The organism is Bradyrhizobium frederickii, from assembly GCF_004570865.1.
GTDB lineage: Bacteria > Pseudomonadota > Alphaproteobacteria > Rhizobiales > Xanthobacteraceae > Bradyrhizobium > Bradyrhizobium frederickii.
Window position 1 is genome coordinate 20638 of record NZ_SPQS01000036.1, and the last position, 21020, is coordinate 41657.

At 58.1% G+C, this 21020-nt stretch carries 24 protein-coding genes and 1 pseudogene; 3 read left to right on the forward strand and 22 right to left on the reverse strand.

Going from position 1 to position 21020, the window contains the following annotated elements; genetic code table 11:
* Positions 1–203: 203 nt before the first annotated feature.
* The 4 genes from nifW to nifH form a co-directional block, all read right to left on the reverse strand.
* Positions 204–545 (reverse strand): nitrogenase stabilizing/protective protein NifW, encoded by a 342-nt coding sequence (gene nifW, locus E4K64_RS35660; protein ID WP_126261666.1) that lies wholly within the window; start codon positions 543–545, stop codon positions 204–206.
* A gap of 343 nt (positions 546–888) precedes the next feature.
* Positions 889–2079: a homocitrate synthase gene (gene nifV, locus E4K64_RS35665; RefSeq protein ID WP_430642557.1), complete on the reverse strand. Its 1191-nt coding sequence runs from the start codon at positions 2077–2079 to the stop codon at positions 889–891.
* Between the two features lie 205 nt (positions 2080–2284).
* Complete coding sequence (locus E4K64_RS35670; RefSeq protein ID WP_126261665.1) at positions 2285–3088, reverse strand: nitrogen fixation protein NifQ; 804 nt, start codon at positions 3086–3088, stop codon at positions 2285–2287.
* Positions 3089–3236: 148 nt separating this feature from the next.
* Positions 3237–4121, reverse strand: a complete 885-nt coding sequence (gene nifH / locus E4K64_RS35675; protein ID WP_126261664.1) for a nitrogenase iron protein — start codon at positions 4119–4121, stop codon at positions 3237–3239.
* Positions 4122–4673: 552 nt separating this feature from the next.
* Between nifH and E4K64_RS35680 the strand changes: the two genes are divergently transcribed.
* Both E4K64_RS35680 and E4K64_RS35685 read left to right on the forward strand, forming a co-directional pair.
* Entirely contained in the window at positions 4674–5087 is a 414-nt protein-coding gene (locus E4K64_RS35680; RefSeq protein WP_126261663.1) for an ArsC/Spx/MgsR family protein, read from the forward strand.
* A 447-nt stretch (positions 5088–5534) separates the two neighbouring features.
* Entirely contained in the window at positions 5535–6278 is a 744-nt protein-coding gene (locus tag E4K64_RS35685) for an OmpW/AlkL family protein (RefSeq protein ID WP_164719082.1), read from the forward strand.
* 419 nt (positions 6279–6697) lie between these two features.
* Here the strand turns inward: E4K64_RS35685 and E4K64_RS35690 are convergent, their stop codons facing one another.
* From E4K64_RS35690 to E4K64_RS35760, 15 genes and pseudogenes are all read right to left on the reverse strand, one after another.
* Positions 6698–7045, reverse strand: a complete 348-nt coding sequence (locus tag E4K64_RS35690; RefSeq protein ID WP_126261662.1) for a (2Fe-2S) ferredoxin domain-containing protein — start codon at positions 7043–7045, stop codon at positions 6698–6700.
* 1359 nt (positions 7046–8404) lie between these two features.
* Positions 8405–8878 (reverse strand): Rieske (2Fe-2S) protein, encoded by a 474-nt coding sequence (locus tag E4K64_RS35695; protein WP_126261661.1) that lies wholly within the window; start codon positions 8876–8878, stop codon positions 8405–8407.
* Positions 8875–9177, reverse strand: a complete 303-nt coding sequence (locus tag E4K64_RS35700; protein ID WP_430642558.1) for a hypothetical protein — start codon at positions 9175–9177, stop codon at positions 8875–8877. The genes E4K64_RS35695 and E4K64_RS35700 overlap by 4 nt, the downstream gene beginning before the upstream one ends.
* A gap of 267 nt (positions 9178–9444) precedes the next feature.
* Complete coding sequence (locus E4K64_RS35705; RefSeq protein ID WP_126261680.1) at positions 9445–10599, reverse strand: DegT/DnrJ/EryC1/StrS family aminotransferase; 1155 nt, start codon at positions 10597–10599, stop codon at positions 9445–9447.
* Between the two features lie 41 nt (positions 10600–10640).
* Complete coding sequence (locus tag E4K64_RS35710; RefSeq protein WP_126261660.1) at positions 10641–10910, reverse strand: DUF6129 family protein; 270 nt, start codon at positions 10908–10910, stop codon at positions 10641–10643.
* Positions 10911–10944: 34 nt separating this feature from the next.
* The gene (locus E4K64_RS35715) at positions 10945–11304 is read right to left on the reverse strand and encodes a DUF3024 domain-containing protein (RefSeq protein WP_126261659.1); all 360 of its coding nucleotides are present in this window, start codon (positions 11302–11304) and stop codon (positions 10945–10947) included.
* A gap of 15 nt (positions 11305–11319) precedes the next feature.
* Positions 11320–11559: a nitrogen fixation protein NifZ gene (locus E4K64_RS35720; RefSeq protein WP_126261658.1), complete on the reverse strand. Its 240-nt coding sequence runs from the start codon at positions 11557–11559 to the stop codon at positions 11320–11322.
* A complete protein-coding gene (locus E4K64_RS35725) occupies positions 11556–11870 on the reverse strand; it encodes a nitrogen fixation protein NifZ (RefSeq protein ID WP_126261657.1) in 315 nt (104 codons plus the stop codon). The genes E4K64_RS35720 and E4K64_RS35725 overlap by 4 nt, the downstream gene beginning before the upstream one ends.
* A gap of 357 nt (positions 11871–12227) precedes the next feature.
* Positions 12228–12452, reverse strand: coding sequence for a 4Fe-4S binding protein (locus E4K64_RS35730; RefSeq protein WP_126261656.1), 225 nt, complete (start codon positions 12450–12452; stop codon positions 12228–12230).
* An 11-nt stretch (positions 12453–12463) separates the two neighbouring features.
* Complete coding sequence (nifB, locus tag E4K64_RS35735) at positions 12464–13963, reverse strand: nitrogenase cofactor biosynthesis protein NifB (protein WP_126261679.1); 1500 nt, start codon at positions 13961–13963, stop codon at positions 12464–12466.
* 400 nt (positions 13964–14363) lie between these two features.
* Positions 14364–15228 (reverse strand): annotated as a pseudogene (locus E4K64_RS35740) (SIR2 family NAD-dependent protein deacylase).
* On the reverse strand, positions 15225–15449 hold the full coding sequence (gene nifT, locus E4K64_RS35745; RefSeq protein WP_126261655.1) for a putative nitrogen fixation protein NifT: 225 nt from the start codon (positions 15447–15449) through the stop codon (positions 15225–15227). The pseudogene E4K64_RS35740 and the gene nifT overlap by 4 nt, the downstream one beginning before the upstream one ends.
* A 5-nt stretch (positions 15450–15454) precedes the next feature.
* Positions 15455–16627, reverse strand: coding sequence for a cysteine desulfurase NifS (gene nifS, locus E4K64_RS35750; RefSeq protein ID WP_126261654.1), 1173 nt, complete (start codon positions 16625–16627; stop codon positions 15455–15457).
* Between the two features lie 4 nt (positions 16628–16631).
* The gene (locus tag E4K64_RS35755; protein WP_235884898.1) at positions 16632–16916 is read right to left on the reverse strand and encodes a NifU family protein; all 285 of its coding nucleotides are present in this window, start codon (positions 16914–16916) and stop codon (positions 16632–16634) included.
* A gap of 39 nt (positions 16917–16955) precedes the next feature.
* Positions 16956–17276, reverse strand: a complete 321-nt coding sequence (locus tag E4K64_RS35760; protein WP_126261653.1) for an iron-sulfur cluster assembly accessory protein — start codon at positions 17274–17276, stop codon at positions 16956–16958.
* A gap of 271 nt (positions 17277–17547) precedes the next feature.
* Between E4K64_RS35760 and E4K64_RS35765 the strand changes: the two genes are divergently transcribed.
* Positions 17548–18138 carry a hypothetical protein gene (locus E4K64_RS35765; RefSeq protein WP_126261652.1) on the forward strand — a complete coding sequence of 197 codons (591 nt, stop codon included), beginning with the start codon at positions 17548–17550 and terminating at the stop codon, positions 18136–18138.
* A gap of 9 nt (positions 18139–18147) precedes the next feature.
* Here E4K64_RS35765 and E4K64_RS35770 read toward each other — a convergent pair whose 3' ends face one another.
* The 3 genes from E4K64_RS35770 to fdxB form a co-directional block, all read right to left on the reverse strand.
* Positions 18148–18543, reverse strand: a complete 396-nt coding sequence (locus E4K64_RS35770; RefSeq protein ID WP_126261651.1) for a Rieske (2Fe-2S) protein — start codon at positions 18541–18543, stop codon at positions 18148–18150.
* A gap of 490 nt (positions 18544–19033) precedes the next feature.
* Positions 19034–19768 (reverse strand): host specificity protein, encoded by a 735-nt coding sequence (locus E4K64_RS35775; RefSeq protein WP_126261678.1) that lies wholly within the window; start codon positions 19766–19768, stop codon positions 19034–19036.
* A gap of 953 nt (positions 19769–20721) precedes the next feature.
* Positions 20722–21018 (reverse strand): ferredoxin III, nif-specific, encoded by a 297-nt coding sequence (gene fdxB, locus E4K64_RS35780; RefSeq protein ID WP_126261650.1) that lies wholly within the window; start codon positions 21016–21018, stop codon positions 20722–20724.
* Positions 21019–21020: the final 2 nt, after the last annotated feature.

The following is a 21020-nucleotide window of genomic DNA, read 5'->3' on the forward strand; positions in this document are numbered from 1 at the left end:
TGAAAGTCAGTCGAAAGTAATGGTTTGGCAGACACTTGAAATATCCGCTGGTACCGTGGACACGACCAGTCCAGACATGGGTCGGGAATACGACAGCCGCCGCTCGGGTGATAGCTGCAGAGAGTTGACCCGAATAAAGACGAAGGCCGCACATCGGGTTGCCACGGTGCCCCGTCGGGCACACCTTGCAGTGGAACGCTAGATCACTTCAGCTCGCTCAATGGGACAAAGGCCGCCGCCTTCTTAGGATCTGCGGCCGCCTCCTTCAAAACCTTGAACACTCGCTGGTCGATTGGTGACGATGCCACGAAATCGGCATAGGCCCGCTCCAGCATCGCCTTGCACCGAGCTCTGATTTCCGGCTCTGCGGCACCTGCAAATTGCTCTTTTGCAAAGTATTGTCCCATGCGCTTTAAGATGTGAAGGCGCGCGACATTCACGATTTTAGGATCGTAATCGACGCCAAGTAGCGAAAAAAAATCCTCCGCCGATGAGGCCTTGCTGAGCCGATCGAGGATACCGGCTGCCGGGGATGAGTTGATCATGGAAAATTCTCCTTCGGATTAGCTCTGGACGGTAAATGAGATGGGGTGGCGCCTGTTGACTGCTGGCGGGATCAATGGCCAGACCACGATCGAGGCTGACGCTAGTCAGGACGGTCGCCGGACCGGAACTCAGCGCGAGAAGACGCCGATTGGCAGTGCGGGGCGGCTCGCCATTGGGTAGGAGATCACAGCATGTATGGCGGAACGGGAAGTAAGATCTGGAGGTGAGATCGCGCCAGGGGATCTTACGTGCGAAAGCTGGACGCCGTTCGGACCCATCAGCAATATCGGACGCCATCCTTGCGGCGCGTCTGTTTACGCAAACGCTGCTGGACACGGCTTTTCACGCGGGGTGGGTTGCCAGGCATCCGCACACGTCGCGCCAGATCGCCGCCACGGTTTCGCGCTCGACCGGCCGCTTGTGCTCAATGGCATATTTGCGGACTTGCGACAGAATCTGTCTGGCTTCATCGGCGCTGGCGACGAGCTGCAGTTCATCGAGTAACGCGGTGATCGCCCCAAGTCCGGAATGCTTGCCGATCACAAAGCGGTTGCAGCGGCCAAACAAAACGGGATCAAGCGATTGATAGGTGCGTTGATCCTTTAAAAGGCCATCGACATGAATGCCGGATTCGTGCGTAAATACATGCTCTCCGACGATGGCCTTGTTCACAGGAATCGCACGTGCGGCCGCGCCTGCTACCACCGCGGCGACGTTCCCGAGCTCCGGGAGTATGATGCCAGTCTCGCGCCCGTAGAGCTGCTTGAGTGCAACCGCGATTTCCTCGAGCGGGGCATTTCCGGCCCGCTCGCCCAACCCGATGACGGTCACTGAGGCGTGGCTCACGCCGGCCTTGATAGCGGAGAGCGTGTTGGCGGTTGCGAGTCCGAGATCATCGTGACCGTGAAATTCGAGTTCGAGATCGGTGGTCGCACGCAAATTCCTGACCAGCACGTAGGTTGCGTCGGGATCGAGCACACTGAGCGTATCTGCAATACGAAAGCGACGCGCGCCCGCGGCTTTTGCAGTTGCCATCAGTCTGATGAGAAAATCGATGTCGGCGCGGGAGGCGTCCTCACCACCGACGGCGACCTCAAGTCCGCGCGCACAGGCATAGCCTACCAATCGCTTCACCCGTTCCAGCGCCAGGTCGCGATGACCACCTAGCTTGGCTGCGATCTGGACATCGGAGGTCGGGATCGACATATTGATCATGGACACCTTTGCTTCGATCGCCGCGTCGACATCCGATTCTCGCATCCGGCACCAGCCTATGGTGGTCAGCGGAAGATCTGCTTCGACAATGGCGCGAATGGCGGCGATCTCCTCGTTGCCTATCGCCGGCGTTCCGGCCTCGATCTCCGTGACTCCGGCCCGCGCCAGCGCCTGCGCGATCGCTAGCTTTTCCTCTGTGGTGAACGCAACGCCAGGTGCCTGCTCGCCGTCGCGTAATGTCGTGTCGTTGAGCACGGTGGGCTTGGCGCGCACCTGGTCGGACCAAGACGATTTTGCGGCGGTGCTAGCGGCAATCACGCGAGAGCTCCTCATTGTTTGACCTACCTAAGCTCCAGCAAATGGATTGTCGTAAATGCGACAGGCCTATGAAGCGGACGCCTTGCCTACTGCCCCGCCGTGTTCGAACTTTAATGCAGTTGCGGCCCGCCAGGATGTGAGAATTGTTGCGGAGCACTTGAGCCCGCCGCCGCCTTGGACACATGGTCACTCGCTCGAAACGGCATCAGCCGCGCCCTCGACCTTCCGCGCGGCTTACCGAATCCTGCGAGGCTTTCCCCGATGATGATGCGATCGCGGACCCTTGTGGCGGTTCAGATGGCCAGCCGCCGGCAACGACCGGCCGAGCCGCCTGCAACAGAAAATCGCGCCGCCGCTCGGCCATCCGGCTCTCACCGCTTTCTTCGCCGAAGCAGATGTTGAAGTCGTCACATTGGTTGCACACGGGTGTCGTGCACATCGCGAGGCCTTCATTCTCACAAAGCATGCGGTAGAAGAAGCGCTTCCAGCGCATATTGTTGACATTGCGCGAGGCGAGCGGCGCGAAATGGCGGCTCAGCAGCCGGGAGAGTTCGCCGCGATTGCGCAAGCCGAGAGCTTCCCAAAGATGGCCTGGCTCAATGGCGCGCCGCGCTATCATCGCAGCCAGCCAGTGACCGATATCCCGTTCCGTCGAGCGTTGCTTGAGCAAGAGATCGCGCAGCATTGCGATCTCTTCGTCCCCTTCGCACTTAAAAACCGAGAGCTGCCCCGCCAGCTTGATCTCAAGCGAGGGAAAGTACTGCTCCAGCAAGGCCGCCAGTTCAAGGCCGGACAAGCCGGTCTTCTCGGGAAGGGAGCCACCATCCATTGTGGCAGCCGCCAAGATAGACGCCAGGACATGGCGATCGAAATTGCTGTCAATGGCAATATCGGCATCTGCAGGAGGCACACCGGTGAGCAGACGGTAGGTTGCAATTCCCCTGTGTATCTGGCTGTTGGCATCAACGGCACAAGCAGCCATGAACGGAAGGTATTGCGCTTCGAACATATTTTGAGGGTTCCACAGCAGTCAGGTTTTCCCTGCCGCATCCTGGTTTTGGTCAAGATCGATCGTCAGAATGCCGGCCTCCCGGGATGCGTCGGTGAGGGAGACCGGCATTCGTCGCGCACCTTCGCTAGGCCGCGACTCGCGGCCTTTACGAGGCCGCGAGTTCGGCGGCGGTCTTGCCGATGATGGATTCGTCCACGGGCTTCATAATGCCATGCTCCATCAGCATGTCCTCGAGCTCGTCCATGGAGATTGGAGTCGGGATGATGCCTTTGCCGCCATTTTGGTGAACCTTGGTCGCAAGATTGCGATAGTGATCGGCCTGCTTGGAATCGGGTGCATATTCGAGCACCGTCATGCGGCGTAACTCGGCGTGCTGCACCACGTTGTCGCGCGGCACGAAGTAGATCAGCTGAGTGCCTAGCTTCTTGGCCAACGCTTCCGCCAGTTCCAACTCCTTGTCCGTCTGCCGCTCATTGCAGATCAGACCGCCCAGCCGCACGCCGCCAGAGTTTGCGTATTTCAGGATTCCCTTGGAAATGTTGTTCGCGGCATACATCGCCATCATTTCACCGGACATCACGATATAGATTTCCTGCGCCTTGTTCTCGCGGATCGGCATCGCAAAACCACCGCAAACGACGTCGCCGAGCACGTCGTATGAGACATAGTCAATGTTTTCGTAGGCGCCGTTCTCCTCCAGGAAATTGATCGAGGTAATGACGCCGCGGCCGGCGCAGCCGACACCCGGCTCAGGACCACCGGACTCCACGCAGCGAATGTCCTTGTAGCCGACCTTCATTACGTCCTCGAGCTCGAGGTCCTCCACGCTGCCGGCGCTCGCTGCAAGGCTCAAAATCGTGTCTTGCGCCTTAGCGTGCAGAATCAGGCGGGTCGAGTCCGCTTTCGGGTCGCACCCTACAATCAGGATTTTTTGACCCATCTCGGCCAGCGCCGCCAGCGTGTTCTGCGAAGTGGTCGACTTGCCGATGCCGCCCTTCCCGTAGAACGCGATTTGTCTCAGTGAAGACATGTTGTTCTCCATCAACCGATTTGCCAAAAGTTGCGCTTCTTGCGCGCGAGCTTGTTTCTCTCTCAGAAACGGGGGCACACGGGTTCAAGGGAAGGAGCGCATCGCTCGTCTTACGCGTCGGCGTGCACTCAGCCCTCAGTCAGTGTTGCTGCCGCTTATTTGCAACCGCCGTGCCAACGCTTGACCGCGCTCCTTAGGCTTCTGATTACGTTTCTGAAAACCAACTAGCCGGTGAGTAAGGCCCTGGCTGTTTTGGATCTAACAGGATGTGCGCGGCTGTCAGAAAACTAACAACGACCACAACGATCAACGCGAAAAGCCGATTTGCGCCATCAGTTCCGATGCCCTCACGTGTGGAACGGAACTTGCTCCGATTCGACGACAGTGAATATGCCGGTTGGCCCGCAATCTGGCGCACCAGCGGCGAGGTTGCATACATGGTACGGCGCTTGGTGCGCTGACTTTGGAGATGATCGGCAAGAAATTGAAGAGGCTCCCGAAGCAGCCGCGCCGTGCCAATCGTTCAGCTCAGCGCGCCTACAGAGGTATATCGTGGCGACAATCATCTTCTATCAGAAACCCGGCTGCGCCACTAACGCGCGTCAGATTCAAGCGCTGAAGTCCGCCGGCCACGACGTGATCGCCCAAGACATCTTGAAGGAGCCATGGGATGCGGAGGAATTACGTAGCTTCTTCGGCAATATGCCCGTCGGCTCCTGGTTCAACCGAGCTGCGGCACGTATCAAGTCAGGCGAAATCAATCCCGATACTATCGACGCGGCAAGCGCACTCGCATTGATGGTGGGCGATCCGCTCCTGATACGACGACCGCTGATCGACGTAGACGGGGCACGATGTGCCGGGCTCGATCATGAGCCCGTGCTGTCGCTGCTTGGCCGCAAGACGCAAGATGATCTCGAGGGGTGTTTGCACAAAGCAAACCCCAGGCGTTGTGCGCAGGCCTGAGGAAACGAAGGAGCGGCCCCCAGTCGATCAAACAAGTAAGGATGACGTTTCCCACTTCCGGCTTCCTTCACGGGCAATAAGCGACGGGACCTTCGCTGAGGCGGCCCGCGCGAGTGGCTGCCCGTAAGGGGCATCGTCTATATTGCGCTCGATCGCGACGCTTCTCGCTCTTGTGAGAGGCGGTGGCAGGTGCCGCCTTTGTCGCGCATGATGTCCGCGGCCTGGATTGGATCAGAGCAACAATCCGAGATGCGGCTTCTTGAACAGACCCGCCTCTGTTGAATTGAATAAGGATCAGAACAGATCTCCACCCTGCGCGGCAGTGATCCTTATGCAACTTAGCGGCATAATTGCGCTCTGCCCGCTTCCATTTTGATCGGCATCAAATCCTCCGTCCTTCCCGGTGTGTGACAGAGATATCGCGCGGCTCTTCGCGCGGACTTTGGAATGGAGAATTCGATGAGAACAAGGACAGTTCTGACGAGGGCGTCACTCCTCGCGCTAGCAACCTCGTTGGTCAGCCTCCCGGTACAGGCTGCAGATCTGGGCCGGGCGCCGATCTACTATCAAGCGCCCCCGATCGAACCCTTCAATCCATGGATGATCCGCCTGCGCGTACTTGGCGTTTTGCCGGACACCGAAGGCAGCTCAGTCAGCGTCGCCGGGGTGCCCTCGCTGTCCTCGCCAAGTTCTGGGCTTTCGATCAGCGATCAAGTCATACCCGAGCTCGACATCACCTATTTCTTCACGAGAAACGTTGCCGCCGAACTCATTCTCGGCGTAACTAGCCATCACATCAGCGGCAATGGCGCGCTCACTGGCCTCGATATCGGCAAAGCCTGGCTGTTGCCGCCAACACTGACCCTGCAATATCACTTCACCGATTTCGGCGCGCTCAAGCCCTATATCGGCGCGGGCATCAACTACACCGCATTCTTCAACCAATCGGCAGCCAATACGTCGCTCGCTGGTCTTGCCGTTACGGATTTGCGCATCAGCAACCAATTCGGCGCAGCGGTCCAATTCGGCTTCGATTACATGCTTGATCGGCACTGGGGCCTCAACTTTGACGTGAAGAAGCTATGGCTGCGGCCGGAGTACTCCGCCACCGTAAACAATGCGATTGCCGTCACCGGTCGCGCCAACATCGACCCATGGCTCGTCAGCGGCGGCGTTACTTACAAGTTCTGACGCTAGAACAGGATCAGAAAGGGGATCCGTTTGATCAAACCGGACGCGGCGAGCTCATCGAGCGCGTCCCTAACCTCACCGCAGTGCAAACAGAGCGAGATGACGCGTCAAGTACGCGTCATCTCGCGAGACGCGGGGAGCCCAGCACTGCTCTCGCTGTGAACTCCGGGTCGCGTGGCAAGCGGTGACGGTACACAAACAGATCGACCCAGCACGCGCGTTGCAAAGGCCGCCATTTGCCGATTGGGCCGGAGAAGAAAGGCGGCACGCCGCGAAAACGTCAATGACTTTCTGTTCTCAAATCCGGGGCGTGATGGCTACGCTCTATCTCAGACGATCTGACCTCCGAGCGGCCAGCTCATCGCCGCACAAGCCGTCGATGCTTGCTAGCCTTGGCAAGGGGCCGCTAATCGAGCCCTCTAGGTTCGCTTTAACACCATCACAAGGCGGTCGACACGTTTGCCTTGCGCGAGGTGGGAGTTTACGATTTCGTCGACATCCTCAGGCGTGGACGCGCGATACCACACTCCATCGGGATAGACGACCATCAAGGGACCAGAGTTACAAAAGCCAAGGCAGCCTGCCATCGTGAAGCCAATATCGTTGAGGCCTTGCGCTTCGATCGCCTTGGCCATTCGATCCCATAGGGCCTGTGCGCCAGAGGCGCCACAGCTGCCGTGCGGATGAGTTGGCGGACGCTGCGTGTTGCAGGCAAAGACATGATGTCTATAAAGTTGAGGAAGCTCGAATTCGGTTTCTGAGTTCATGCGCCTATCCTGTGATCAATGGGCTTCATCTGAGAAGAGACAAGATGCGAGTACATCATTAAACGCCGCATCGACCAATTAATGCTAATGATTCCCACACGCGCTCGCCAAAGCAGGTAAAATGAGCGGGCGCCATAGTGATGGTCGTCGCCGACGATCAGCGATAGATATCTTCGCGTCCAGAGCAGCCTCCTTGATCAACTCCAACCTCTTCTGCCCTCATCACGATCTTTCTGCTCCCGCTTGCTCACATCCAACTTCTCCAAAGCAAGTTGCACACCAGATGCGTAACGTTCGCTTCCGCAACGATCCCTTGCTTTGCGCGACTCACAATTGTTGCGAAGGTTACGACAATGTCGTTCGCCTCTGTTTTGGACACGACAAACCTCGCATAGCCTTTGACCTCCCGTTCAACCTTCTGCAGTTCGTACGCAGAACAACCGAGACGCTCGGTTATTTGGCCCAGCTCTTGCGCTATCGTATCTTGGAATGAGCAGCGATCTTCATGACCCTCGGGCCGCCTAGCGAGGAGCTCGAAGATCGTGCGGCGGATCGAGCGCCGTGTTCTACCATGGGTGATCGCCTGGCCGCATTGACCGGCGCGAGCCTACAGCATCTTTTTCGCCCTGAATCTGGACGCTGCGCTCCGCCGCTGCCCATCCATCGTTTGCTCAACAGATAGCGCCTGTCGCGAGAGCCCAACGAGGCAGGGATGAACGCCGAGCCACCTTTGAGGCTGCAGACCAAGCCGGTCGCATCCCGTCGGCAGCAACGCTAAAACGCAACACAGCGGTCCCAGATGGGGATCACGCTTCACACGATACGCGTCAAGACGCACGCTTGCAGCCGGAAATGCGGAACAACGAGCACGTTCCCATGAATGCATTTGCTCTAACCGGCCCTTACTGACGATGGTGGCGCCATTCGCTAAGAGCGTCGCACAAGCCGAGGTTTGGCATGGCAGTTGCAGCGCCGGCAATAACGCCAGCTGCACCGGCCGGCCTTCTGACACAGGATCGTCATTCCTCATCCCCAAACGATCCTGTCAGTCTGGGTCCCGCCATTCTCCACGCCCAGACGATGCCCTCGGCGAACTTCCAGCCGCCGGGGGCATTTCCCCTCAAACATATCCACGGCGGTAGGAGGCATGTCCCGCTGCCGGCTCGATTTGACGAGCCAGCGCAAGAGCAGCTTGTGGTGCTGCGCAGGTCGCGGAGTGCAAGGCCGCAATCCGACGAGGTGCCCGTTTGTATCATCACAAGCTGTGACACGCATCTACCAACGCTCACGCGTACAATGGCCCTCATTCGAGGGCAAAGCGCCCTAAGGCAGCTTGAGCACAATAAAGCGATAGGCCCGTTAGTCCGGATGGATCGTGACATCCATGGTTTCGTCGCTGTCCCCGAAGGGGTCACCAAACCGATCGTCCTCGAGCAGCTTGACGCCGCACAGGCAGACGTCACCTTCGATCACGGCGAGCGCTACCGGCTCAAGCGATTGTCCGTCGCAGGGGCCGTCGATGCACATCCCAGTGTCGATCTCGAATCTTGCACCGTGCCGGCCGCATCTAAGAAAGGAGCGGTCCGCCGAGAAAAACGTACCAGAGCCGATATTCAGCCAGACGCTCTGATGCGGACAACGATTCACGTAACCAAAATAGTCATTGCCGAAGGTGCGCACCACAATAATCGGAAACGGCCGGCTCTCGCCCCTATCGTCAATCCGCGACAGGCTAAAGCTCATGGCCCCACTCCGCTCGATGGCATCGGCCGGACAGACGACAAAAACCTCGACGTGACCGCTCATCAGGTTGCCGATTACAGGTTCGCTCATCCCGGCCTCGCCGTTTCCTGCTTGAAGGCTTCGATCGCAGTCCGGCTCAGCTGAAAACTCCCACGGCCACGAGCGAGCGCCCGATAAGCCGAGCTGGCACGGGCGTTGAGGACGTCAAACCACTGGTTCGGCGTGAGCTTCGCCGGACGCTCGCTGATTTGGATCACCCTTCCGTTCGGAGCGAAGCGGACGTGGATGATGACTTGTTGCGAGTTCATACCGATCACCTGTTTTGATAACTCTAAAGATCCTGAACGGACACCGAGAATCTCGACTGTGATGTGCTTAGTTTTGGGCACCTTGGCGCGTAGGCTCTCACGCCACGCCTTGGACGCGCCGCTTCTCTGATATCGAGAAGGGCTTCTTCGCGCTCGCTTGGAGCATTTCTCTTGCTGCTCTAAGACAAGTGCATACCTCCAGCGGCATCCGGCGCGCTCCCGCCATGCTATCCGACAACGCTGCCACAAAGGACGTATCCTCGGTCCGTTGCTCATCTCTCGCGATGAGAAATACCACGCTCACCGCCATTCAACCCACATTCTTCCGTGTCGTGGATGACGATCATCTTAGTAAATCGCGGCACCCGCTCCCACGTTTATCGACGCATCTTTCATGGTCTCCACGATAAACTCGATCTGCTTGTTCGTGAGATGGGTGTGGAACGGAAGCGCAAGAGCGCGATCTGCGATTTTTTCCGCAACCAGGAAATCGCCACGCCGATAGCCGAAGTCGAAGTAGTGTTGTTGCAAGTGCAGCGGTTGGCTATAGGCGGTGGATTCAACCTGCGCGCCGCGCAGATCATCGATAATGGCGTCGCGCCCCGATCGCGTGAAGCGCGTCCCCAGATGAACGAGATAAAGCAACCAGTTTACCTCGACCACATCGGGGCCAACATAAGGCGGCTTGATGCCCTCAAATGATTGCATATGCGCGTTATAAAGCTGCTCGACGAACCGACGCCGCTCCAGGATTTCGTCGAGACGCTTGAGCTGCGCTAGGCCCAAGGTAGCCGTGAGATCGCTCATGCCGGCCTGATAAGGCGCCGTGCTACCGACAACAACGGAAGAGCGCTCGTCCAGGCGATGGGCGCGATGGCGACGCAAGCCGAGCGCGATGTCGATATCATCGGTCACAACCATTGCGCCTTCACCACAGGTTAGGGCCAGCGGCTGAGCAAAGTCGAACACCGCGATGTCGCCAAACCGGCCGACAAGCTCACCCTTGTAGCTCGATCCGATCGCCTCGGTGGAATCCTCCAAAAGCAGCAGCTGATGGCGCTGGGCGACCGCGCGCAGCTCCGACCATGGCGCTGGATGACCGTTGGGATTGCCGGCGACAATCGCCCGCGTATTGGCCGTGATGCGCTCTTCGGCCTTCGCTGGGACTAATGCTCCCGACCAATAGTCGATATCTGCAAATACCGCTCGTGCGCCTGCGAGACTGATGGCATGCGCGGTCTCACGAAAGGAGTAGGGCGAGGCGATAACCTCGTGCCCGGGACCAATGCCGAGCGCCCTCAGCGCAAGGAGGAGCCCTATGGTACCACTCGAGACCGCAACAGCATATTTGCGACCAAGATAGGCGGCGAAAGCGTGCTCAAACGCCTCAGTAATCTGCCCGTTGGAGATCTGCGGCGAACACAGCAGCGTTTCCACGGCAGAGAGCTCGGCAAAGGTGATATCGGGATCGGACAGTGGAATGAATGATGCATTCTCCTCCAGAGTGTACGCGCCATCAAGCCGATACTCTACCAGTTCAGTGCTCACCGCCCAACATTCCTTTTGGCCAAGACGATGCCGGTCGCCCGCGTCGGATCGGCTGTAATCTGCACGCAGTGATCCGATCCATCGATCAGATGAAGGTCGAAACGCGGAAACTGCCGGAACGGCTGGTCCGCCACATCCGACGCATCACAGCGCACCCAAGCAAGTTGCGGAAAGCGGCGCTGCAGCTCGACAAACGAACCCATCTCGGCGCCATCGGCTGCAAGCAGCCGCTCGATTTCGATCAATTCCTCCGCGGTGAGCGCCATCGTGGCTCCTCTGTGGCTCGTGAAAGGCGGGGCATCATTGCCAAAACAGACGCTCCGGATCCGCATTCAATTCGTCGATTGCAGAAGTCAACCGATGGTAAAGGCTGTAAAATTCCCAGATTCCGCGCGCGTGGTTCTTGCGAAACAGCTTCCAGATCCCGCACACGGCATCATAAAGAACCAGCGCGACATCGATGAGAGCGCCATCCTTGGTGATGTTGCGCGAGCAACATGGGCTCTCGATGAGGTAGCCGCCCCTCACCGGCGTCACGTTCGGCGAGACGTAGAGATAGCGCCTGCGTGAGCTCAAGCCGCGCTCGATCCGTTTGCGATCGAGTTCGTTCGGGTGAGGCACCAGCCCGGCCTTTATCTTTCTCATCAGCGCAGCATTCATGGCGAAAGCCTCCATTCAAAGCACTGTGATTTCTTCTTCAAGACAGCCGATGAGCAGCTGCTCACCAAAATCGACAATGTAGATCGGCACGTTCGCTTCGGTATGGATCGCGACGTTGATGATCTCACCGGTCGCTCCGGCGGCGAGCAAGACTCCTTCGGGCTCCGTATCGGGAAATGAGTGGTCGTTGATGAGGTCGACTGCGGTCTTGATCCGCTGGCCACGTCGATATTTCGGAAAGCCGGGCTGCGTCACGACTCCTCCGGCAATGGCAGATCATCGATCTCCTCGTAGGCGTCCACCGGCTCCAGTTCCTTGCGCTTCATGCCAACACGGTAGCCGCTTTCCGGATACTCGACGCCGTAGATGTAGAATTGCTGCAGGAACGTGCCGATCGATACGACGTAACCCACCTCTCCCTTCTTGACTAAAACGTCGCCAATCTCCTTGCCGCGATAGGTGCCATCATTGCGGATGGTGCGATTGGCTCGCACCTTTTGGCCAAAGCTGTAGACAGGCGGCTGATTGAGCTCGACGACGTCGCTGTCGCGAACGAGGCTGTTCATGTATCGCCTCTCATGCATCGTTCCTTTAGAGGTGCGGGGAGCCGCCTCGGCCCCCTCAGGCGAGATTCTGCATTCACTTCATCCTTGCGCGGCATCGTCAGTCACATCGACGATAGCAGCGCTGCCGAGAAGGCCACTCTCGGCATCGCGAACCGGCTTTGCACCACCGCGCGGAATGAAAGCCCGCCAGGGCCGTGCTGCCGACCAGTTACAGCACGAACGCACGGCAATCCAGCGCAGTTCTCGTCCGCGATGGAGGACCGAAGATCGGCGCCTGCGCCGCCGCCAACCCGCAGCACGTAGCTAATGACGCTTTTTGAACCAGCTCTTGGCACGCCACCTCATGGGCCTCACGCTTTAAGCTGGCGCCTGGTAACGAGGCAAGGATGTGTCAACCACACAGGTGTTGTCGACCGGACAGGCGGCGACACATTGCGGCTCGTCGAAATGGCCAACACATTCAGTGCATTTCACCGCTTCAATGACGAAGCTCCCCCCCCTTTCTGAGATGGCATCGTTCGGGCATAAGGGTTCGCAGGCTGAGCAGCTCGTACACTGCGAGGCGACAATTTTGAATGGCACATATTCCCCCTTTACGCTGCAGAGATCCGAGATCCTTGCCGGATCGCGGCGTCGCCGCGCTGCACGTGCTGGATCTCCCCGCGTTTCACCTTGTCCAGATAGGATTTGAACCAGGCGATCGCCGACTTCTCAATGAACTCATGGGCGAATTGATCGACCGGCTCGATCCCCGCCTTGATCAGTTTGCTTTTCGGGCAGCCGCCGATCTTGGACACGAAGACCGCATGGCAGTCATGGATGCCACCCATGATGGCGGAAAGCCTGTCCTCCTCGCCATAACCGCCCTGGCAGTAAACGTCCACGCGGCGGTGGCCGACGAATTTGGCGGCGGATGTAGAAAGTTCGTAAACCTGGAATTCCTTTGCATGCCCAAAGTGCTCGTTGATCAACCCCGAGCCCTTGGTCGCCACGGCCACTAGAAGAGTGATCGCGCTCATCTCTCCGGCACATTCGGCAAACTCCTTTTGGCCGGCCGCGACTCTGGCGGCACGCTCACGCTCTACCCTGCTCTGATATGCCTTGCGCATCTCTAAGTCATATTGGACGTCCATTTTCATGACCTGATCGGTGGTGAACTCTGCGCTGCGATCCTCCCCGAGTAGACCGACCGCATCGGCGCGGCACTGGCGGCAATGCCGCATCATTTTTGTCTCCCCTTCACAAGCATCTTGCAGCGCCTTTAATTCCCACGCGGTCGGTCCGCGCTGACCGTTGAGGCCAAATACCGTGCCGTGCTCGGGCGCGGAGATCAGTGGCATGATATTGTGAAGGAAGGCACCGCGCGACTTCACCGCCTTGTTGACCTCGACCAAGTGGCGGTCGTTGATGTTTGGGATCATCACCGAGTTGACTTTGCACAGGATGCCCCGTTCGCCAAGCATCTCGAGGCCTTGCAGCTGGCGATCGGTGAGTATCCTTGCCGCGTCGATGCCGGTGTAGCGCTTGTGGTTAAAGAAGATCCACGGATAGATCATCGCGCCGATTTCGGGATCGACCATGTTGATGGTGATGGTGACGTGGTCAATTTTGGACCTGGCGATGGTATCAATATGGTCCGGCAGAGCCAGTCCGTTGGTTGACAAACACAGCTTGATATCCGGAGCCGCCTTGGCGACCAGCTCGAAGGTCTTGAACGTCTTTGCTGGATTGGCCAGAGGGTCGCCGGGACCAGCGATGCCAAGGACCGTCATCTGCGGAATAGTGGTCGCGACGGCGAGCACTTTTCTTACCGCCTGCTCGGGCGTGAGCTTCTCGCTCACCACACCCGGACGCGATTCATTGGCGCAGTCGTATTTTCGGTTGCAGTAATTGCACTGGATGTTGCAGGCAGGCGCGACCGCGACATGCATGCGGGCGTAATGATGATGCGCTTCTTCGCTGTAGCAGGGATGGTTCTTAACCTTTTCCCAGATTTCGATCGGCAGATCGCCTTGCCCCGCCTGCGAGCCGCAGCTCGCCTGACCGGTGTTGGCCGAAGCGCGGCAGCCCTTATACTCGGCGGCGGGCTTCATCTTGCCGCCATCCACTGCCGCTTTGACATATTTTCCGCGTCCGACGACCGCGTTCATTTTCATTTTCCCTGCAGGCATCATCGGCTTCCCAGGATCATCCGTGAGCGAGCCTCAAGAAGCTCTTAGCAACTCGCATGCCATGACGGGGACGATGAAATTGCTGCCAGACGCCAACGAGTTAGCGGAACCGATGTGCGCCGGCTCATGCAAGAACATACAATGATACGCTTGTTGTCAGTGCGACAGATACGTCGTCATTCTCACGCAGCGCTCCATGGCTTGCGCATTCATTCTCGCGCCGAGCTCGCCGGAACCCGGCTCCATCTGACCGGGTCTTCTCGCGTTACGGCTATCGCAAATAGCCCGATACGAGCTGGGGGATTCGGGCTTCACAAGGACGCTAATGGGTGATCAGTATCTCAACCGCGCAAGGGACCCCAATCACAAGCGGTGTAAGGCCTTGCTCGAGTAGAAAGCGAAGCTCGTTGCGAGAGAGCGCGTCCGGATCCACGATCGCATAGTGGGTGTCGGCCGAGCGCTTTATGATCTGCCGGGCATAGCTACGCAAGAGCTGGTCGTTGAAGCGGCAGCCGATGAAGAGAAAGGTCTGGCCGGTTCGCCTTTTCTTGATGATGTCCGGAATTGGTGTCGGAATGTCGATTTCGGTCAACGCCTCGACATAGTCAGCGTCGGAGATAAGGGAGTTGTTGGCCGGCTGCACGCTACCATGCGGCTTGTACAACACCGTCGCCCAGCTGCCGGCCACGGCACTGTCGACCTCCCTGGCCAAGTGAATCGTAAAAGCGATACCATCGATTCTCACCATTGCCGATGCGGGTGATACCCTGCACTTCGCCCCATCCATCGCGCTCACCCAGCGCCGCGCGCATGGCGGCATCATACCACGCGTCGACTATGACGGGCAGGGACAGGGACGCAAGATGATGGTGCAACCGCGTCGGCTCGACTGGGCGAGCGAAGGCCTGCGTCATCAATGTCGTCACGGCTGACCGGTGTTTGCTGATCTCGATATGCTGCGCCGAGGCCCACGCATTGCCCCTAGCCCGGCGCGGCGGCGTAACCTTGCTCGCGAAGAAGCTGGCCAACGCCTCTTGCGTGGTCGGCATATCGGATCTGCACAATTCGACGAGGCCAGGACCGAGATAGGGAATGACGCTCGCGGCCCTCAGCCCGGCAGCGATGTCAACTAGCCTCGCCTTTGCATCGGCACCATCGACAAAGTCGATCTGTGGGGGCGCCTTCACGGATCGTCCCCGCTCTCGCCCCGTTTTTTAGCGTTAATTGTGATCGGTAACGCTGTGCCGCTCGGCATCTCAGGCAAATCGAGCACCCAGCCATTAGCTAATTTGATCCAGCCGCCCCATAGCGTCTCGTACTCGGATTCAACGATTGGCTCTTCGAGATCCTTTTTGGGCACGTAGATCGACAGGCCCGCGTCCGGAGACCGGCGGATCATGATTTTCACGAGGTCTACTCCCTGACTGCGATGGGGGAGGTGGCGCGCAGGCGAGCCACGATGTCGGACACTGCGCACACGACCTCATCGATCTCCGCAACGGAGGTTTCACGCGACAGAGAAAAGCGCACCGCGCCGTGCATTCGCCACTGCGGCACCTGCATGGCACGCAGAACATGCGATGGCTGAATGGAGCCGGAGTTGCAGGCTGATCCGAGCGACACAGCGATGCCCGCCCGATCGAGATGGTGGGCGATGGCTTCGCCTTCGAGATGGTCGAAGGCAATATTGGCCGTGTTCGCCAACCGATTGCCGCTGTCGCCGAGCACAACGCACCCGCCGTTCTTCAAGATTCCCTGCTCAAGACGGTCGCGCAAAGCGCCAATGCGACCGCGTTCGGGGTCAAGCCGCTCCGCCGCAAGCTCGGCGGCTTTTCCCAGGCCGACAATGCCGGGAATATTCTCAGTCCCGCCTCGGCGCCCTCGTTCCTGTGATCCGCCGCAGATCAGCGGCCGGAATTTTGTCCCTTTGCGCAAATAAAGCGCGCCGATCCCCTTGGGGCCGTGCAGTTTGTGCCCGGATAGCGACAGCATGTCGATCGCACTGTCCTTCAGGTTCACGCACACCTTACCGATGGCCTGGACCGCATCAGTGTGAAACAGCGCGCCGGCCTCGCGGGCCAGCCCGGCCAGAAACTCCACCGGAAACATCGTTCCGGTCTCGTTGTTGGCCCACATAACCGAGGCAATCGCTGTGCGTGGCCCGAGTGCGCCGCGAAACGCCTCGATGTCGAGCCGGCCCCGGGAATCTACGGCGACGATGTGCGTCTTGACCCCTCTTGTCGCCAATTGCTCGGTTAGCGCAAGAACGGCGGAGTGCTCTACCGAGGTGGTGACGATTTCGTCGCGATCTTTCTGCATCGCAAGCGCAGAGAGGATTGCGGCATTATTGGCTTCGGTCCCTCCCGAGGTGAAAACGATTTCATTATCGTATGCATTCCCTAGTAGGATACGCAAGCTACGCCGTGCCTGCCTCACAGCGACTGCGACCTCGCTGCCAAAGGCATGCGTGGACGAGGCATTGCCGAATTGCTCGGTGAAGAACGGCAACATGGCTTGCACCACGGATGGATCGGTCCGAGTCGTTGCATTATTATCGAGGTAAATCAGCATTCGATTTTCGCTCAATCCGCTACCTCGCCTGCAGCCGCGACGGGGACCAGGCGGACCAATTCGTCGATTTTACCAACAAGCCGCGCGCCTGAATGCCTTTCAGCGTAACGCTCGAAAGCTTACGGAACGTGCGGGTAGCGGACAGCCTGACCATGATCCTGCTGCCATCCATCTCGATCAGGTGACAGTCACCTCCACCGCGTTGCAGATTGGGTCCGATTGCTTCGATGGCGCCGCGGATGCGACGCTCTCGGTCTGTCGTAATGGGCGGCGATTGCCTCAGTTGTTCCGGTTCGGCCGGCATGCTTCGATGTCCTCCTCATCAGCTGAACGATTTGGTTCATCAGCCGAACGATTTTCCGCATGAGCAGTTCGCGGTGGTGTTCGGGTTGTGAAAGGTAAAGCCAGAACTCTCCAGTGCCATCACGAAATCGATGGTCGTCCCGATCAGATGCTCACGGCTCTTGTTATCAACGAACACCTTCAGCCCATCGCATTCGATCACGGCGTCGTCAGGATTCGGTTCTTCGACCAGACCCATCTTGTATTTGAATCCATTGCAGCCGCCCGCTTCGATCATGACGCGCAGACCGCCGGTCGGGTGCGTCGACGATGAAATCGCGCTCTTGATTGCGTTCACTGCGCTGTGCGTCAGGTTGATCACGGCTTTCCCTCATCATCTTGGATCTAGCTGTTAGGGGCAAGTCACGTGCCAGCGCGCAGACGCTTGATGATGCTCACCTTTTTGGATCGTGCCTGTTGGCGTTGAAACCGGTGTTGGGTTCCCGACAAGGCTCCTTGAGGCGATAGCAGCCACTGACGCGTTTTCTTCTAAGCTACGGCGAAGGCCGCTACACATGCGACGGCAAGCAATTTGCATCGCATCTGGCACCGGCCAAGGCGTCGGTGAACAGTTTAGATCGAGGAAGAGTTTAATGACTGCAATCGAGAACACCGCACTCGGCAGACTTGAGAAGGAGGGCCGCCTGCTCAATGCCGTACTCAAAGGCGGGACTGCCAAGCCGGGCCGGTTCGGCTTTCGCGGCGACGTGGCACTAAAATTCCAGACGCAGGTCGCGGACGAGAAACGGCCGCCAGACTACTCGATTGAGCAGGTGTTGACGATCGCGCAGGACGGTGAACGCACTATTCCGGTGCTGGCCGGCTACCTGCATTCCTTCGCCTATCTTGCTGACGTCGTGACCGTCCTTGACGGCGCCTTAAGCCCAACTGGCAGCTACTTCATGTTTTGCAACAACATTGATTTACTGGCGAAGTACCGAGTCAAGTTCGGTGATATTAGCTTCCACGTCCTACCGTGCGATGAATCCACGGTTTGGAAGGAGATGATGGACCTGGTCGGGCTCAACAAGGACGACATCAAGAAACTCGATCCGGCCGGCAAGCTTGATTACCTCCTCGATGCCGCAAAGGATCTCGACCTATCCTATGAGGAGATCTCGTACGACGAGGGGCTAAAGTGGATGGAGCCCGTGAAAGACCGCAACGAGAACCGGCCGGTCTGAGCGCGGTCTTCAGTTGTTGGCCGATGCATCGTCTTCGACAAGATGCACGCCGACAACGCAGATATCACCGTCCAGAACTGCCAACGCGATCGGCGTGAGTACCCTACCTTGACATGGACCTTCGACGCACCGGCCGGTGCCGAGTTCGAAGGTCGAACCATGCTTGCCGCACATCAGCCGGATACCGTATGGATCGAGGAATTCGTTCCGCTGCCAGTCCAAATTGACGCCGTTGTGCGGGCATCTATTGACGTAGCCAAGCACCTTTTTGCCCCAGCGCACCACAATGATGGACCACGGCCGATGATTGCCGTGGTCATCGACGACCATAAGGCGGAATCCCATGGCCTGGCGGCTCGGGATGTCATTAAACCTGCAGATCACGTAGATAGGACTTGGCCTCATTTATCGCCCATTCATCGCAAGACGATTTTCATCGTCGCTGTGCAAGCAACCTGCAAGAACCGTACAAGTGCCGGGCTGATAGTGTCTGTGGTAATCCAACGCGCAAGCCAGCCATTGCTGGCTCACCCAATTACCCGACGCATAATTCAGACCAGTCAGTTCGACAATTTGGGCCTTGCTGCCGTTTCCATGATGGCCATACAGCTGCAGCTTTCGGGTCCAGGCCCTCTGCACCATTTGCCAGAGAGCTGCTTGCGAAGGCTGGTCGTTGCTGCTCGTTGATGGCCACTCCGTAGGCCCGCCCGTTACGCCCCTCGGATCGCATCCCACCGCAGCTTCGTAAGCGCTTTCGGAGAAAGGTTGAACGAACGTTTCAGCCGGCGGGGACGACGCAGCGAGCGTGCGCCCCCTTTGAAGCAAGACCGTTGAGCCCGGAACAGAACGGTTAAATGTCCGTCATTTCAGGGCCGCTGTTGCTATTGCAGCGGATTTACTCCATGTGCATCTCCGTAAGAGCGCGCTCCAAGTAAAATGAAGGGTCATCGTCCGATGAGTCCGTTTCGTAGCTTCTCTGAGGACCGACATCACTGCCCCCATCTTTGGAAAGATACTTCGTAGGCTTGCCTACCCGCTGCCACTCATCGTTCTCGTTCTTCGCCCACACATCGTCGCGCTGGTGGGGATCAAGCACCCAGTAGTTACGACCTACGGGAACAAAACCCATATCCGCTAGACGAGGTTCCATGCCTGCAAGGGCCGGCCGCGACAAGATCAGTGGCTGGTCCCCGTCCTGTCGCAGTTGATGTTCTAACAAGATATCGCCAGCGTTCTCGACAAGCGGATGAGTCACCCTAAGATCTACGACGGACGTGATATCGTTGCGCCCAAACTGCTGCTGAAAATGGTCTCCTTTAATCCGAGCCGGGCCTCCTGCTCTTAGAAGCCCGACAATTTCGTCGCCCAACCGGTAGCTGTAAAATCGTGCTGGTTTATTTGGATCGTCGTACGTGTTGGCGTAACTTCCAGCAACCGTTGCTGCGCGCTCAGCCTTCTGGGAGACGAAGTCCGAGTACTCTTCTGGATTCTCGGCGATGCGCCTGATATCATTGCGCAAGAATCTCTCAACTCCGCGCAAAAAGGAGTCTCGGTCGATCTCTCTAATGGGCGGTTCGGAAACGAGAGAGTATGACGCCGCTGGTTCGGATGACGACCCACCTCGCTCCATTCCTGCAAGTGTTTCCGCAAACCGGGGACTATCTCCCGCTTCTGACGAATCGTCAGTTTGGTTACCGGTTGTAAACTGGCTGGATGAGCCAACGCTTCTGCCATACATGAGAGCGCTCTCCTATCGGCAAAGTTGCACGCAACTGAGCTCGTGCCGCGCAAGCTCTGTTGCTAGGATAGGATTCCTAGCTGACCACAACCTGACCAAAACACCCTGCGCTTCGGCGTGACTACCTCTGCGCGTGAGTTACAAATTCGCTGCGACAAGCCGCGATCTGTGGGTAGAATCGCACGTAAGATCGCCGGCTGCCGATCCGTCAAAGAGACCGACGTCTAATGATGATGACTCGCAGATTCCCTATCAGCAGATGGGTAGCAGGCCCGACCAGGTACCCGCGCAACGACAATTAGAGACCTGCGTGCCAAGTGTTCCGTGTCTGATTTGCGATGTGCTCTCGATGCTCTGTTGCAACGACTGTGTACTGGGCAGCGAAAATGTCGTCCGTCACCGGGCGTGCGCAAAAGACCAACTAAGGTGTTTACGGCACTTCACGTTCTCAGATTCGACCATCTAGGCAGACATCATTGTCCACGATCGGCGGCGCGGCAGACACGTAAGCTTCTCCTGATCGCAAGCAGACATGCACAGTATCCCCTCGGCTCAAATCGTCCAACGTAAGTGGCTACCTGCCTTGAACTATGCTCTCAGGAATCCATCATGACAGGCACTTCGATCTACTTAGCGCTGCGTGAGGCGCGGCTCGCCTTCTACGAATAGGCAGACCTTGGAGAGGAGTGGTTTGTGAGCAACGGCTGTTGTATCGGCATAATATAGCCGGCCCCCAACCAATCGAGATCCTTCTGGCGCGCCGTTCTCACCATGAGTTCACCTGATCGCAATTGCACCTTTCCTCACCTATATCTCGCCTGCCGCGACAGGACGAGTGTGTTCGCTCACGCCGCTTCAGGTACGGCTGACGCGTGAGTCTGGCAGTTCGCGGGGCAAACCCTGGCGCATGCACCGCAGCCAATGCAGGCGCCTTGATCATTCAGAACCATGACCTTCTTTTCGATCTCATCGTCGTCGTCATCGAGGTTGACAAATTCGCCATCCTCGCTGATTCCTTTCAACGTCATGACATCACGGCCGCAAACCTTGAAACAGCGGCCACAGCCGATGCACTTCTTGGGATCGATCGAGATCAAGTATTGTGGCGTCCAGTCGCGTCCGTCTCGTGTTTGAAACGACATGC